The organism is Bacillus toyonensis BCT-7112 (assembly GCF_000496285.1).
Taxonomy (GTDB): domain Bacteria; phylum Bacillota; class Bacilli; order Bacillales; family Bacillaceae_G; genus Bacillus_A; species Bacillus_A toyonensis.
On the sequence record NC_022781.1, the window covers coordinates 1,964,327 to 1,979,371 of the forward strand.

20 protein-coding genes and 1 pseudogene are annotated in these 15,045 nt (G+C 34.3%); 10 read left to right on the plus strand and 11 right to left on the minus strand.

Annotated features, from left to right (window positions below):
• Positions 1-180 precede the first annotated feature (180 nt).
• Positions 181-933, plus strand: a pseudogene (locus tag BTOYO_RS10120) (catalase); the annotation flags it as partial.
• A 27-nt stretch (positions 934-960) separates the two neighbouring features.
• Positions 961-1,770: an alpha/beta fold hydrolase gene (locus BTOYO_RS10125; protein ID WP_000498284.1), complete on the plus strand. Its 810-nt coding sequence runs from the start codon at positions 961-963 to the stop codon at positions 1,768-1,770.
• 406 nt (positions 1,771-2,176) lie between these two features.
• Here the strand turns inward: BTOYO_RS10125 and BTOYO_RS10130 are convergent, their stop codons facing one another.
• The 3 genes from BTOYO_RS10130 to BTOYO_RS10140 form a co-directional block, all read right to left on the minus strand.
• Positions 2,177-4,285 (minus strand): LTA synthase family protein, encoded by a 2,109-nt coding sequence (locus tag BTOYO_RS10130; protein WP_000006684.1) that lies wholly within the window; start codon positions 4,283-4,285, stop codon positions 2,177-2,179.
• A 403-nt stretch (positions 4,286-4,688) separates the two neighbouring features.
• Positions 4,689-4,919, minus strand: coding sequence for a hypothetical protein (locus tag BTOYO_RS10135; protein ID WP_000227437.1), 231 nt, complete (start codon positions 4,917-4,919; stop codon positions 4,689-4,691).
• 11 nt (positions 4,920-4,930) lie between these two features.
• Entirely contained in the window at positions 4,931-5,227 is a 297-nt protein-coding gene (locus BTOYO_RS10140) for a DUF3986 family protein (protein WP_000873109.1), read from the minus strand.
• 120 nt (positions 5,228-5,347) lie between these two features.
• Here BTOYO_RS10140 and BTOYO_RS10145 point away from each other — a divergent pair, with 120 nt between their 5' ends.
• Genes BTOYO_RS10145 through BTOYO_RS10155 form a run of 3 tightly spaced genes read left to right on the plus strand, consistent with a single transcriptional unit; the run spans position 5,348 to position 7,930 of the window.
• Positions 5,348-6,355 carry an ABC transporter substrate-binding protein gene (locus tag BTOYO_RS10145; protein WP_000733219.1) on the plus strand — a complete coding sequence of 336 codons (1,008 nt, stop codon included), beginning with the start codon at positions 5,348-5,350 and terminating at the stop codon, positions 6,353-6,355.
• An 11-nt stretch (positions 6,356-6,366) separates the two neighbouring features.
• Positions 6,367-7,131 carry an ABC transporter ATP-binding protein gene (locus BTOYO_RS10150; RefSeq protein ID WP_000009038.1) on the plus strand — a complete coding sequence of 255 codons (765 nt, stop codon included), beginning with the start codon at positions 6,367-6,369 and terminating at the stop codon, positions 7,129-7,131.
• On the plus strand, positions 7,124-7,930 hold the full coding sequence (locus BTOYO_RS10155) for an ABC transporter permease (RefSeq protein ID WP_000368773.1): 807 nt from the start codon (positions 7,124-7,126) through the stop codon (positions 7,928-7,930). The genes BTOYO_RS10150 and BTOYO_RS10155 overlap by 8 nt, the downstream gene beginning before the upstream one ends.
• Positions 7,931-7,964: 34 nt before the next feature.
• On the opposite strand, the gene BTOYO_RS10160 is transcribed toward BTOYO_RS10155, so the two are convergent.
• Both BTOYO_RS10160 and BTOYO_RS10165 read right to left on the minus strand, forming a co-directional pair.
• Entirely contained in the window at positions 7,965-8,192 is a 228-nt protein-coding gene (locus BTOYO_RS10160; protein WP_000849116.1) for a hypothetical protein, read from the minus strand.
• Positions 8,193-8,431: 239 nt separating this feature from the next.
• A complete protein-coding gene (locus BTOYO_RS10165) occupies positions 8,432-9,535 on the minus strand; it encodes a hypothetical protein (RefSeq protein WP_000737838.1) in 1,104 nt (367 codons plus the stop codon).
• A gap of 93 nt (positions 9,536-9,628) precedes the next feature.
• On the opposite strand from BTOYO_RS10165, the gene BTOYO_RS10170 reads away from it, so the two are divergent.
• Positions 9,629-10,300: an HAD family hydrolase gene (locus BTOYO_RS10170; RefSeq protein WP_000617320.1), complete on the plus strand. Its 672-nt coding sequence runs from the start codon at positions 9,629-9,631 to the stop codon at positions 10,298-10,300.
• A gap of 72 nt (positions 10,301-10,372) precedes the next feature.
• Here BTOYO_RS10170 and BTOYO_RS10175 read toward each other — a convergent pair whose 3' ends face one another.
• The 3 genes from BTOYO_RS10175 to BTOYO_RS10185 all read right to left on the minus strand — a co-directional run bounded on the left by BTOYO_RS10175 (position 10,373) and on the right by BTOYO_RS10185 (position 11,897).
• Positions 10,373-10,912, minus strand: a complete 540-nt coding sequence (locus BTOYO_RS10175; protein WP_000361300.1) for a DUF3267 domain-containing protein — start codon at positions 10,910-10,912, stop codon at positions 10,373-10,375.
• Positions 10,913-11,015: 103 nt separating this feature from the next.
• Positions 11,016-11,495, minus strand: a complete 480-nt coding sequence (mutTA, locus tag BTOYO_RS10180) for an antimutator 8-oxo-(dGTP/GTP)ase (RefSeq protein ID WP_000276384.1) — start codon at positions 11,493-11,495, stop codon at positions 11,016-11,018.
• Positions 11,496-11,579: 84 nt separating this feature from the next.
• The gene (locus tag BTOYO_RS10185) at positions 11,580-11,897 is read right to left on the minus strand and encodes a hypothetical protein (RefSeq protein ID WP_000412304.1); all 318 of its coding nucleotides are present in this window, start codon (positions 11,895-11,897) and stop codon (positions 11,580-11,582) included.
• 83 nt (positions 11,898-11,980) lie between these two features.
• Between BTOYO_RS10185 and ytzI the strand changes: the two genes are divergently transcribed.
• The 4 genes from ytzI to BTOYO_RS10205 all read left to right on the plus strand — a co-directional run bounded on the left by ytzI (position 11,981) and on the right by BTOYO_RS10205 (position 13,179).
• Positions 11,981-12,130, plus strand: a complete 150-nt coding sequence (ytzI, locus tag BTOYO_RS10190; RefSeq protein ID WP_000472801.1) for a YtzI protein — start codon at positions 11,981-11,983, stop codon at positions 12,128-12,130.
• A gap of 1 nt (position 12,131) precedes the next feature.
• Positions 12,132-12,362 (plus strand): DUF3953 domain-containing protein, encoded by a 231-nt coding sequence (locus BTOYO_RS10195; RefSeq protein WP_000946673.1) that lies wholly within the window; start codon positions 12,132-12,134, stop codon positions 12,360-12,362.
• 13 nt (positions 12,363-12,375) lie between these two features.
• Positions 12,376-12,606, plus strand: a complete 231-nt coding sequence (locus BTOYO_RS10200) for a DUF3953 domain-containing protein (RefSeq protein WP_000911975.1) — start codon at positions 12,376-12,378, stop codon at positions 12,604-12,606.
• 342 nt (positions 12,607-12,948) lie between these two features.
• Complete coding sequence (locus BTOYO_RS10205; protein ID WP_000957183.1) at positions 12,949-13,179, plus strand: DUF3953 domain-containing protein; 231 nt, start codon at positions 12,949-12,951, stop codon at positions 13,177-13,179.
• 25 nt (positions 13,180-13,204) lie between these two features.
• Here BTOYO_RS10205 and BTOYO_RS10210 read toward each other — a convergent pair whose 3' ends face one another.
• The 3 genes from BTOYO_RS10210 to BTOYO_RS10220 are packed head-to-tail and all read right to left on the minus strand — an operon-like array spanning position 13,205 to position 14,974.
• Positions 13,205-13,519: a DMT family transporter gene (locus BTOYO_RS10210; RefSeq protein ID WP_000312334.1), complete on the minus strand. Its 315-nt coding sequence runs from the start codon at positions 13,517-13,519 to the stop codon at positions 13,205-13,207.
• A gap of 1 nt (position 13,520) precedes the next feature.
• Positions 13,521-14,216, minus strand: coding sequence for a DMT family transporter (locus BTOYO_RS26215; RefSeq protein WP_000148147.1), 696 nt, complete (start codon positions 14,214-14,216; stop codon positions 13,521-13,523).
• Entirely contained in the window at positions 14,213-14,974 is a 762-nt protein-coding gene (locus BTOYO_RS10220) for a MerR family transcriptional regulator (protein ID WP_000362244.1), read from the minus strand. The genes BTOYO_RS26215 and BTOYO_RS10220 overlap by 4 nt, the downstream gene beginning before the upstream one ends.
• Positions 14,975-15,045: the final 71 nt, after the last annotated feature.

The following is a 15,045-nucleotide window of genomic DNA, read 5'->3' on the forward strand; positions in this document are numbered from 1 at the left end:
TAACACCCCTTCAAAATAATATCTCGAAGAATACCATTTATTATAATAAATGATTTTCATAGACAAACAAAGATAAATCGAACATTTGAGGAAAATCATACCAACAGTATAATATCTTCAGACTATATGCAAGCATAAAAACTACAATCAATAATACGTATATTATGGGAGGTGTTTTATATGGACGGCAAAAAAAATAAAAAGACAGAACAGCTCCAATCCTTTACACCCGAAAATGAAGGAAAGGAGATGACAACAAATACAGGTGTTAAAATTTCAAATGATGAAAACTCTTTAACTGCCAGTGATCGTGGCCCTACCCTTCTGGAAGATTTTCTTATGCGAGAAAAACTTTCTCATTTTGATCGTGAACGAATTCCTGAAAGAGTCGTTCATGCACGAGGATTCGGAGCACATGGCATTTTTGAGTTATATGAATCTTTAGAAGAGCTAACAATGGCACACTTTCTACAAAACCCTTCAAAAACAACACCACTTTTCGTTCGTTTTTCTGAAGTAGCGGGATCAAAAGGAGCCAATGAAACGAATCGAGATGTTAGAGGATTCGCTGTTAAATTTTATACAGAAGAAGGGAATTTCGACTTAGTAGGAAATAACATACCAATTTTCTTCATTCAAGATGGTATTAAATTTCCTGATCTTATTCACGCCCTTAAACCAGAGCCACATAATGAAATTCCACAGGGCCAAACAGCACATGATACTTTTTGGGACTTCATCGCCAATAATCAAGAATCAGCTGCAATGATGATGTGGATTATGTCCGACCGTACAATTCCAAGAAGTTTTCGAATGATGCAAGGATTTGACGTTCATACATTTCGTTTCGTTAATAAAAATGGAAAGTCGCGATTCGTAAAATTCCACTGGAAGCCAAAGCACGGCGTTCATTCGTTAATTTGGGATAGAGCATACTAACACACATAAGGGGGATACTTCATGTTTGTTACGGTCGAGAAAGATGTTCATATTTTTGTGCAAGACGTTAATCCCGGTCCCGGTAGTAAAACTGTTTTTTTCGTCCATGGCTGGCCTTTAAATCATCAAATGTATCAATATCAACTCAATGTTTTACCGGAGCACGGCTTTCGCTGCATCGCCATGGATATACGCGGAAATGGGCAATCTGATAAGCCATGGACTGGTTACACGTATGACCGATTAGCTGATGATATTGCAATTGTTCTGGAAGCACTCCAAGTAGAAAATGCTACGTTAGTCGGTTTTTCAGTCGGCGGTGCTCTTTCTATTCGCTATATGTCTCGCTACAATGGGAGTCGTATTTCTAAGCTCGCATTAATTGATGCCGTCTCTCCTTCTTTCGTGAAAAATCAAGAGTCCCCTTACGGTGTACCAAAAAAACAAGCAGATACCCTCATTCATCAAATGTATGTAAATTTACCAAAATTTTTAAGTGATGTATCTTTATCATTTTTCAATAGAAACTTAGGAGCTGCAACCCTTGAATGGTTTTCTTATCTCGGTATGCAGTCCGCTTCCTATGCTCTCATCAAAATTTTGCAAGCAGCTGCAAACGAAGACGTAACGAAAGACTTAAGTAAAATTAACGTTCCAACAAAAATATTCCACGGCGTTCACGACCAACTGATCCCATACAAAAGCGCTGAACTCACGCAAAAACGGATTAAAAACGCTCAACTACATGCTCTTACAAATAGTGGTCACGGCTCTCCAATCGACCAAGCAGATGAATTAAATGCAGAACTTATAAAATTTTTAAATTCATAGTTTCCTTACAGCAAATTCTTTTTTATTAACTATCTTTTTTGTTTCCCCAATTAAACCGGCCCATTCGTAAGTAAGAATAACTACGATACGAATGATACATTCTGTTATCTTCCCATCTCTTTTTTTAATTTATCCCATCGAATATCATTACAACTTATTTTTCCGTTAATATAATTTATTTTTCAAAGAAAGTGAAAGTATATGCCCTATAGGTTATTTATTGAAGTGAATGAAGTTTTCACAAAATAAAATTCACACATTTCTCACAAATCAATCAATAAAACGATTACATTTTTGTTTATACTAAATGTACAAGTAATACTCCCTAAACCCAGCTTGTCTGGTTATCCCGTTAAATACTATGAAAAAAGGACTTGTATCCTATACAAGTCCTTTTTTGTTTCCCCTATTTAAAAAGTATATCTTTACTATACTGCTTTCCAGCGAGTAAATCATATTGAATCATTTTATATTGCTCTAACATTTCTTTTTGTTTCTTTGTTAAGTCTTTAATCTCTTCGCCATTTTTATCAACTTTTAATTCATCTCTAAGCACTGGGATTTCTTTATATAATCCCGATAAAAATTGATAAAATGGTGATTTATTTAATCCTGCGTAATCAAAAACAAGATTTGAGAAATACATTGGACTTACTAAACCTAAGTTGTCATTTGGTATATCAAAATTTGCATACATTAACAATGGTGTTTCTGCCATTGTTAATCTTTCACTTACAGTTTCTTCATTCTCTATATATCCAGCCTCTTTATAAATAGCCTTATTTGTCCCTAGTACTGGTAAATGATCTCCAAAAAAGACTAATAAAGTAGGTCTTTCTAATTCATTAAGCTGGTCTATTAAATATTTTAAAGCTTCATCGGAGCGCCTTACACCTTCCGTATATATTTCTAATTCTGCCTTCGATGCATCTTCTGTTAATCCATTAACTTCTATTTGATTTTCTTCAAATCGTCCCGGATTATACGGAAAATGATTTTGCATCGTTACCGCATGAATAAATGTAGGCTGTTTTCTCTTATTCAATTCATCTATTATTTCTTTACTCATAGACAAATCACTAACATTGTCCCCAGCTAATTCTTTATGCTTCATCGTATCTTCTGCATTAAAGTTATCAAATCCAAATACATTATATACAGTATCTCGTTTGTAAAATGAGCGATCAAAAGCATGAATTGCACTTGCATAGTATCCTTGTTTTTTCAATTCACTTGCAATAGATGGGATTTCTTTCTGACCTGTAACAGCTTGTTGATACGGTATAGAACCGGGCATTAACAAACTCATTGAATAACTCGTTAGCGCTTCAAATTCGGTATTCGCTGTATTCCCCCCAAATGTAGGAGCTATTGTTTGTCCACCTGGAAAATTCTCAATATAATGATGTAGATTCGGGACTGGATCTTCGCTAAATGAAAGATTCGTTAGTTTTGTAGGGTCCCAAAAAGCCTCGCTCATCAGAAATATAATATTCGGTTTCTCGGCTTTTTTTTGTTCACTCACATTAACACCATATTGTTTCTTTATGTCATTCGCAATTTGAAGCATATTTTCCTTTGAATATTTTTCTGGTTCCTGAATAACTGTCGTATCTAAGTTACTTAAAAATCCTAAAACCAAGCCATTTTGACCATAGTTCATATTTTGATTCCATAAAGGGAAGTATACCCCACCCTTTACAAATAACTTATTCACAAATGTATTAGGGTAATTACTAAACGCATACACCATAAACAGAGATGTACATATTAAAACAATTCGCATACCGATATGGATTTTTATAGATTTAATATGCTTTCGAATAGTAAAAACAACAAATGCAAATACAACTATACTAATGATTCCTATTAATATATTTTTCAAACTAAAATAATCCATAACCATTGGTATAACTGACTGCATATGCCCTATTTGTGTAAAGTCAGATGGATATAGCGGCTCTCCTCTGAACATACTCTTGAAGTAATTAACAATCCCTAAAATAATAAAAGAACAACTAGTTAACATTACACTTAGTAAAATTTTTCCAATTGAATTGTAAACTAAAATATACACCATATAAATGAGTAAAACGCTGAATAGGTACTGTGTATACTGCAAATAAATCCAGTTATTCACAAGCAAAAAATTCATATATTCTTGTATGAATATATAAATAAAAACTATTAAATGAGCTATTGGCAGCAATAAAATATGAACTCTTATAGCTGGTCTAAGTTTATTGATTATCCCTTTATTCAAATAATCAATAAAAAATAGTATGCTCCATAAAATTATAGTAATTATACTTAACGTGATTCCTTCATTAAAAAATAACTTCGTCTTCTCTAATTCGAAATAGCCTAATGTAATAACAAACAACGTTTCTAAAAAAACAGTCCATATTCCGCTAATAATGAAAGAAAGTAATGGGCTCTTTCTTTCTTGCTGAACAGAAAAATTATAACGAAATTCATTTCTTCTTTGTTGCTGAACTACAAAATCAAAACTCAACTTATTTCCCTCTTTTCTCTTCTTGTTTTCTTCTCTCTATTTCACCCCGCATCAGTAAAAAACATTATACTTATGATCTTTATATCTATTTTTATTATATATATATAACCTTAAATACCCCTTAAAAAATAACATTTTTTCGTACTTTTTACAACAAAACAGATTCTAAAAAGTACAAAAATACTGCATATACAAACTATATTACAAAAGGATTCTACCTTCAAAAAAAGTTAAAATTCACCGTTATTTTAGGAGATATAATCTATTTATTATGCAAATTAAAATACGAAGCAAAACCTGATCAAACTTGCAGGTTTTGCTTCGTATTTTGATTTCTATTTTTTATTCCTTACAAACTAAGAGGACAAATCATGATGCCTTTAAGAACGTGTTGAAACATCTACTATAAAAGAGAAACTATCCACATTCTCCATATAATACATACGATTACTATAAATACAAAATCAAAAAAATCTAATCTCGGACCTTTTTCCATATGCATATGTAGCCACATATGCATCCATTTCATTTTTGTATATTTTTGAATGTTTTTCTTTGCAAATCGGTAAATGAGCAATTGTATAATAAAAAATCCAACTACGAAAATGAACAATAAAATGAGAAAATCAACCACAAAATCCCTACCTATTTTTGCAGTGATTTTTCTACTATCTGATTTCTCAAAACCCACTCCTCAAACTGAGCACTTCCAAATTCCCAGCTTAAATCACGAGCATGTACAGAAAAAACGTAATGACCAGCATATTCGTCCATAAACCTTCCTAACTCTACATCCTCTTTCTGAATACCGTATACTCCAAAATTAAAATACACATCCCATACGTCTTCATTCTTCCTCTTATAAGCAATCGATTCCATATCACATTCTGTTCCGAAATAATCAAGATGTAAATGTACGCTATCATCATATTCGTACTTCATTTTATCACCCCTTATATTTGTACTTCTTTATCACTCAAAAAATTCCTGCTATCTATACTCACATATGGGCACTTACCTACATATCATGCTTGTAGAGTGACTTCTAGGAGGTGTTATATAGTGAAAAAATTAATAGCTGTTTTTTGCATCATGTTACTAACAGTTTTCACTTTTGCTGCTTGTAGTAGTAAAAAAGAAGGGCCAAAAGATCAAACTCAAAACATTCGCGTCGGCGAAGTTACCCATTCTCTTTTCTATGCACCGTTATATGTTGGGATTGAAAAAGGTTTTTTTAAAGATGAAGGACTAAATATTGACCTACAAACAACAGCTGGCGGAGATAAGACGATGACCGCCCTATTATCTGGTGGAATTGATATTGCTCTTGTCGGTTCTGAAACGTCTATTTACGTTCATCAACAAGGAGCAAAAGACCCTGTTATTAACTTCGCACAGCTTACACAAACAGATGGGACATTTTTAGTTTCACGTAAAAAGCTAGATTCTTTTAATTGGAATGACGTAAAAGGTGTTACGTTTTTAGGTCAGCGCAAAGGCGGCATGCCGCAAATGGTTGGAGAATACGTTTTAAAGAAAAATGGCATTGATCCTCACAAAGATACGAACTTAATTCAAAACATCGAGTTTGCTAATATTGCAAATGCCTACGCATCTGGTACTGGAGAATTTGTACAGCTCTTTGAACCGACTGCAAGTATATTCGAAAAAGAAGGTAAAGGTTATATCGTCGCTTCGTTCGGAAATGAATCTGGTACTGTTCCTTATACATCGTTCATGGCAAGAGAAAGTTTCTTAAAGAAAGATAAAACTGCTGCTGAAAAGTTCACACGTGCGCTCTATAAAGCGCAGCAATGGGTTGATACACATAGTCCCGAAGAGATCGCTAATGCCGTTTCTCCGTTATTTAAAGACACTTCAAAAGACATTACAGTAAAAGTAATTGAACGGTATAAAAAGCAACATTCTTATGCGACAAATCCGCTATTAGATGCGGAAGAATGGAAACAGCTCCAAACTATTATGAAAGACGCTGGTGAATTACAAAAAGAAGTCCCACATGAAGCGCTCGTCAATACGAAAATTGCCGAAAGCGTTATTAAGAAATAGAGGCGAAGTGTATGAGTTTTTTACAAATACGTAACGTTTCTCACTGCTTTTTCGCAAAAGAGAACGCCAAACTAATTCTCGAAGATATGAGTTTACAAGTGGAAGAAGGAGAATTTATTTCTATACTCGGTCCAAGTGGTTGCGGCAAAACGACGCTTCTCTCGATTATCGCTGGGCTACTTGATCCAATTGAAGGTATCGTATTTTTAGATGGTGAACCAATTACAACAAAAAGTCCATCTATGGGTTATATGCTCCAGCAAGATTACTTGTTTCCGTGGAAAACAATTGAAGAAAATATTATGCTTGGACTTCATATTCGAAAGATTTATGATGAACGAACGAAAGAACATACTTTAAAGCTTTTAAAACAAGTCGGTTTGCATGATGTAGAACAGCAATATCCTCGTGAATTGTCCGGTGGTATGCGTCAACGCGCTGCACTCGTTCGAACATTAGCGACTGATCCAAAAATTTTATTGTTAGATGAACCATTTTCCGCTCTCGATTATCAAACAAAGTTAAAACTAGAGGATCTCGTCTTCACATTATTACGTAACTTTAAAAAAACATCTTTACTCGTGACACATGATATTGAAGAAGCAATTGCGATGAGTGATCGTATTTATTTACTACAAGCGAATCCTGGGAAAATTGCAAAAACGTTCGTCGTCCCAGAAAGTATTCGCTCCTTATCACCGTTAGAATCGCGCCATCACTACGACTTTCCAGCCCTTTTCCAAGACATATGGAAGGAGCTGGAGCGCCTTGGATAATATAAAACAGCTACATGAACAATTTCGAAAGAAAGAACGCAGGCGTGCATGGATTGCTCGCTCGCTACAACTTTTACTGCTCATTCTTTTCTTTGCATTATGGGAAATAGCTAGCAAAAACGAATGGATTGATCCTTTACTCTTTAGCTCTCCGTCGAGTATTTGGGATCTCTTTCTTAGCAAGTGGATTGACGGTTCGCTTTGGATTCATATATGGACGACGCTACTTGAAACAGGAGTAGGCTTCATTCTTGGAACAGTACTCGGGGCTATTATTGCCACGTTCCTTTGGTGGATACCACTTTTAGCTCGCGTTCTTGATCCATATCTCGTCGTCCTAAATGCAATGCCCAAAGTCGCACTCGGCCCTATTATCATTGTAATCTTCGGTCCTAATATTTCATCGTCTATTGCAATGGGCGTAATCATTTCCATCATCATTACCATTCTCGTTATTTACAGCGCATTTCAAGAAGTCGATTCTAACTATATAAAAGTAATGGACACATTTGGCGCAAATAAATGGCAATGCTATAAGCAAGTTATACTCCCCTCATCGTTCCCTGCAATTATTTCAACGCTAAAAGTGAACGTTGGATTATCATGGGTCGGTGTTATTTTCGGTGAGCTTCTCGTTTCTAAACAAGGGCTTGGCTACTTAATTAGCTATGGATTCCAAGTCTTTAACTTCACACTCGTCTTACTGAGTGTGCTACTCACATGTGTTCTCGCAACACTGATGTATGTGTTTGTAGAAGCATTTGAAAAACTTCTAATCGGAAAACGAAAAAGAAGCTGACTCAAAACGATATGCTAGAGTCAGCTTCTTTCTTTTACCTTTTATCACACATTTTTGTTTCATTTGTAACATTTCCATCGGCAACCGTAACTGTATGGAAACAGTCTTTCACACGTACTGTAACGACATTATCTTTTCGATCTATTACATGATAATCGTTGAACTTTTTATTTAGTGCACTACGAATTTGCTCCCCTTCAAAAATCGGAAAACCGTGAGACATTACCCAGATGAGACCAGCAACAGCAAGAATCGTTTTCATACGTTTCATTACCTCCTCGAGAGTAAACTTATAGTCCCTACAACACGCGCATTATAATTGTGTCTAAATTGTGACATTTTTATACTAATTCTCTTTTATAGCACTAGTTCCTTCTTCTTTTTTAAAAAAGACAGAATTTTCAACTTTCTCAACATAAAAAACGTAAAGAACTAAAATTCTTCACGCTTTCTCTTGGCTAAAATATATCGGATACATAGCTCACATTCTTGTCCAATTGGTTACTCTATCGTTTTCGAAACATCATATAATCCAGCTAACACTTCCGCTCTCATTTTTACAAGCTCAGGGAACTGATAGAAAAACGCAATTTTTTTATATTTTAACTCCGTTCCTTCTTTCACCTTTTTTGAATCTTGTAAAATAAACGCTGTAAATGTATCTGCAATGTCTTCTGCTACATTTGTCGTCCCGTAAAGAGAAACAAACTCATTTTGTTTCTCTTTAAAAAATTCAATTTGAACTTCTTCGCTTTCTTCCACTTTCTTTTCTGTCCACTCCTGCTCAATTGGTTTCCAGAACAAATTGTGGAATTGATTTATATAAGAGCTCTCCTTCGCACATCCTTCTTGCAAGAAAAGAGATTTACATTTATTTTGGTATGATGAAATATCTTTTTCTTCTTCAAAAGCCTTTAAGTATTTTTCATTTACTGATATTTGTTTATGCCCGAGTGTTAATACGTGTGCTGTCTCATGTATTAATGTTTTCATCACTTGATCAATATTTACTGCAGAATCAAGCGTATCTAAACTAAGGGTCCAATCTTTCGGATACTCTACACTCGGCATAACGTGGGCGACAATTCCATCGTAACCATCTGTTACCATGTCAAACTCTTTTATGTCAGTGCGATACTTAGCTGGAATAAGAGTGCTATACATCTCCCATAATGATTGATGATACGCTTTATCTTGACGTTGTTTTAGTATCTCTTCTTTCGCTTCTTTATCTTCTGCGAACGCCTTATTCAATCGTTTCCGATCTAGTTTATCGAAATACGGATCTACAATTTCATCACCATCAATATAATAAGAAGCTAAAAAGAAATAATTTTCATCATCCTCTTTTTTCATTTCCGCTTCTTTCATATCATTACTTGAATTTCCTTCTAAAACATAATCCTCTAGTACTTCAAGTTCTGAAAGTCCATCTATTTTTTTATATACTTTTTGAAGCGTCTTATCACCTATTTGTGCACATTCTTCTGTCGTTTCGCACACATCTTTTTTCTCTCTTTTTGAAGTTTGCTCCGACATATCACATCCAGCTACTAAGCCCGTTGAAATCATAAAACACACTAACTTGCCATACAGTTTTTTCATACGCCCCTCCATTATTCCATTCTACAAAAATATCATAATCATTTTTTAACGAATATGCGATAATTAATTATAAAAACTGTATGGAGGTTTCCCATGATTCGAGCAGTCTTATTTGACTTAGATGGAACACTATTAGATCGTCGCCAATCTCTAGAGCAATTTATTCGTGATCAATATAATCGTTTCGCCTTTCATTTGATAAACATAGAAAAATTCGAGTATTGCTCTCGTTTTCTCGAGCTCGATAATAATGGTTACACGCGGAAAGATAAGGTATATTCCACTCTCCTTTGCGAATACAACATTACCACTTTAACGCCAGAGCAACTGTTGCACGACTACATTACAAACTTCCGACATCATTGTATTCCTTTCCCAGACATGCATGAACTACTTCAACAATTAAAACAGCGAAACATTAAAATTGGTATAATTACAAACGGCTTTACTGAATTTCAAATGAGCAACCTTCGAGCATTAAACATACATACGTATACAAATACAATTCTCGTTTCAGAAGCGGAAGGAATCAAAAAACCTCATCCTGAAATTTTCGAACGTGCTTTACAAAAGCTGAATGTAAAAGCCGAAGAATGTCTTTACGTTGGAGATCATCCAGAAAACGACGCGCTCGGTTCTGAACAAGTAGGAATTCTTGGCGTTTGGAAGAGAGATTTATTTTGGGGTGACTTCGAGCATTCACGTGTGATAGATGATTTATTAGATGTTCTTTCATTTTTAGAGGTAGAGATAAAAACAAGGTAATAGTAAATAAATTATATAAGCGATTTACCGCCAAAAAGAGGAGGCCGTTATTTAAAAACGCCTCCTCTTCCTTTATTGTTCATAAACTGTAAACTGCGGTTTACTCGGATGATCTTTTACTAGTGCATCATCTGGAAACTTTGAAACTTTTTGATACAGAGAAATGTCGCCAATACAACCTGCTGTTAGTAGAACCCCTAAAAATGAGATCGCTTGAACATTCATCGCTAATCCAATTGCAATTGGTAAAATTCCAGTAGGCAAAAATGGCAACATTAAAACTTTCTTCATTTGCTTTACTGTAATTTCTTTTTTAGAATGAGCGTATGCTACACCTAATTTCCAATTGACACCCCATGTTAGTTCACTCCACGGAACACCTCCGATATAGCGAAATCCTATTAAATGTATCGCTTCATGTATACAAACGAGAACAATCATTCCAATAATTAAAAGAAACATAACGGGCAATGTAATTTCAACTTGAAACCCGCCTGAAAAAAGCGCATGTAAAAAACTAATTCCAATCGCTAGAGCTAATATTATAAAAAATGAATAGATATTTAATTTAACCATCGAAACAGTAACAGTCGTTTCTTTTCTTTTATCCATCTTCTCCTCCTAAAATGTAAATACATCTTTACAAAATTGTATAATATACCCAAATTATGTAAAGATATATTTACATTCTCGAACAAAAAAGAAACCGGCCATTTTACTTCGTAAAACAGCCGATTTCTTCTATATGTTTCATCGTACGCGCTAATACATCGTCGCGCATAATAAAGCTAAATTTTCTATCAGTTTTAATGTTATCAGGAATGTCTTTTAATAAAACAGACCCTTTCGTTTCTTCGTAATGCGTATGTTCTTCTACCGCACTAATTGTTGCAAAATAAATGTTTTTAATGATTATTTTGTCTTTTCCAGATACTTTATATTGTCCTAAGTAAGTTAAATCCGAAACTATGCCGCCGGTTTCTTCATGAACTTCTCGAACCGCCGCTTCTTCCGGTGTTTCCCCTAGTTCTACTTTACCACCTGGAAATTCAAGACCGCGACGTAAATGATGCGTTAATAACCATTGATCCCCGTACCGGCATACAACCCAAACATGCTTTGGCTCAGGAGAAAATGGATAACGTTCAAACGATAATTGTACAGTGTTGTGGTAATAATCTTTAAATTTGTACATGCCATTACTCCCCTATTGATGGTTACAAGTTTTTCCTACCACAAATTGTAGCATATTCTCGCTTTTCTGCATAATATTATCCAATTACAATCCATTGATTATTCCCATTTGTGCGACTAATTCTTTCGTCTCATGATTTCCTAATTCGTAAATCATTTTATATGCTTTTTGTAGTTGTTCATCATATCGATCATTATTTGAATCGTGATGATATTCAACAAATGGAACGTGAGACCGTACAAATGAACCTAAATCCTCTACATATGCTTGATCAAAGTACGCTCTTAACTCCGTAATTTCCTCATCATTTGCGTAAACTTCAAAATTGTACGTATCTGCCGTCTTCACTTGTGAAATTTGACCATTACCTATTGATATATAATATGTTTTTTTCTTCTCCATGTAACACCCTTCTTTCATCCTTTTAGTTTCTATTGTTTTCATCAATTACAAAATTATGTAAAATAAAGAAAAGGAGGGATTTCATGTTCAAAATATTAATTATCGGTATTATAATCGTCCTAGTCATACTAGTACTCTCCGTCATGACGATTAATAAAGGCTATGCATACAAACATTCCGTTGATAAACCAGAAGATAATCCTTATACAAAAAATAATAAGGAGGATTCATAATATGCTTCGTGTACTTCGCATTGCAATCGCACTCACTGTGATCATAATGTCGATAATCGGGCTCTATACAGGTCAAAATAACTTTCTACCACTTTCACAATTTTTATTAGGAGCTCTCATGTTCCTCATTGCAATGGAACAAATAAAAAAGAAGGATTCAGGAACAGGATTCATTTGTATTGTTGCCGGTGCTTTCATTTGGATTGTTCTTATCATTAGCTATATAAAATAAAGGGGATACATGTATGCTAAAAGGATTGCGAATTACTTTTTCACTTATTGCTTTATGTATAGCAATCTATAGTTTCTTTACTAGTAATAGAGAAATTATGCCTTATATGTTCATCTTTTTAGGGATGATGGCTTTCGTTATTAGTATAGAGGAAATCTTAAAACAGCAAAAAGGTGGTAGTATACTTGCTCTGTTAGCAGGAGCTGGTGCTTTATTTCTTGGCTTCTCAGAAATATTTCGATAAATAGTCTCTTTAAAGGAGGTATACAATGCTAACTGGATTACGCTATTTTTTCATGCTTCTCACATTCTCTCTTTGCACTTATTCTCTTGCTACCGACAACTTCACACTTCTCCCATACATGCAATTTGCTCTCAGTTGTTTCTTTATTCTTCTAGGAATTAATGAACTGAAATCCGGAAGAAAATCAATGGGCATCTCGCATTTTTTCGTTTCTAGTCTTATGCTCTTCATTGTAATATCGAATTACTTTCACTAAAGATAACATGTAATTTCCAATCACCTACTGACCATTACCTCTCACTAATTTGGATTTTTTAAACAGTTAATAAATTGGAGGATACTATGCTAACAAACCTTCGAATCTTACTATCTGCTATTGCTTTTATTCTTGCTTTTTTTAGTCTTTTTACACGAATTTCTATTCTTTTCTCTTATGTATTTATCCTTTTAAGCATCACATTTATTCTTTCGGGAGTTGCTGAAATACAACAAAAGCAAAAACCGAAAGCTATCTTTTGTTTTATAGTTGGGATAATCACTTTCTTCGTTGGGATTTCTGACATACTTCCATAAAAAAGAAGAGCTTGTGTGCTCTTCTTTAACTCACTACTTTCAATCCAATAATCGTCCCCATAATCCCAACGATACAAATAATCCGAAAAGCGTTTTTAGGTTCTTGAAAAAATAAAATACCGACAACTGCTGCCCCGAGCGTTCCGATTCCAGTCCAAACTGCATATGCGATCGATAACTGAATTTCTTGAAGCGCCATCGTTAAAAATTGAAAACTAATAATAAAACCACCTATTAAAATAATATTATTCGTCCAACTATTATTTTTTGCTACTTTCTTTATCCCAATTACACCGACAATTTCAAAGAGCCCAGCTATAATTAAATAGATCCATGCCACTTTATTTCACCTCTTCCTTATTCCCACTAAATTTCAATCCGATAATAAATAGTGCCAATAAGCAAACGAGGAAAATTTTGATGAGCGAAAATGGTTCTTTGAAATATAAAATATCTACCAATATCGTTCCAACTGTACCAATTCCAGTAAATACTGAATATGCCGTACCAATTGGAATTTTTTTAGTTGCTTCAATTAGTAGTTGAAAGCTCACTAAAATTGCAATGAGTGTCAAAATACTCATTGAATTTGTTTTTAATCCTGTCGCCCAATATATTTCAATTAAGCCCCCAAATACTAAATACATCCACGCCCTATTTATGCTAATCTCCTTTTTCTTTTTCACTTCTTCTTTTATCTCTTCTCTTGTTTCTTGTTTCGAAGAATTACGCTTCTTTTTCGGAAAAAGAATGTAAGACATCGCCCATATAAAATGAATAATAAGCACTGATGTCCAGACACTTGTAATCGTATTAATCGTTTCATTTTTATAAAATCCAATTTGTTTATTTAAAATCCACTCTTTCATATGAAGGAAATAGGAACCGCTTGGCAACTCTTGAGCTGGTACAAGCCCTACTATAAAAATAAATAGAAGCTGTGCAAAAATGAAAATCCCCAGATGCTTATAAAAATATTGCCTCTCCATCCGCGCATGCTTAATTCCATATAGCTTCTCTTTTCCCGTGCCCGTCATTTACCCTCCTCCTTTTTTAAATAACAATCCATCATCTTTTCTAAATAATTCATCGTTTCTAAATCAAGTCCGTATACTCTTGCAATCTCTCCCTCTTCAGGTTTAATTAAATCCCAATACTTATTTATTAATTGTTCATCTTCATGAAATACGTGCATTGAAAAGGCCACTACCCTTTCCGCTAATTTTTGAATTTCCGGTGAATCTACTGGTTCATTTATACGCTGACGAATTTCTCTTAATACTTGTAACCATTCTTTTGTTCTTTCATCGTTTTCTTCAAGTGTTGGTAAATCCTCTATAACCTTCTGTTCTTCCTCCGTAAAATATTTTTGTCGGAAATTTTCTCTCTGCTCAATTCCCTGTACTGATTTTATGAATAACATTAAATCTTCTGTTTTAAGCTCTCCAGTTAATTCAATGGAATGAAATGCTGTATATAATAGTTTTTCTAAGTCCTGTAATCTTTTTACTTCCGCTTGTATTGTTTGAATTTCATTTTGAATTGCACTTTTCCATCTTTCTTCTGAATTCCCCTTTTCCTCTTTTAACACTTTTTTTATTTCCGAAAGCTTAAAACCAAGCTTTTTAAACGTTGTTATTTGTTGCAATGTAATTACATCATCTTTTGAATAGTAACGATATCCTGACTCAGCAACGTACGACGGTTTTAATAATCCAATTTCCTCATAATATCTAAGTGTTCTCGTCGTTACATTTGTTTCTTTTGAAATTTCACCAATGCTATACTTATCCATCGTTTCCTCCTCACGCCTTATTTATCTTCACTATAAACTTTGACGTATACGTTAAAGTCAATACTCCATTC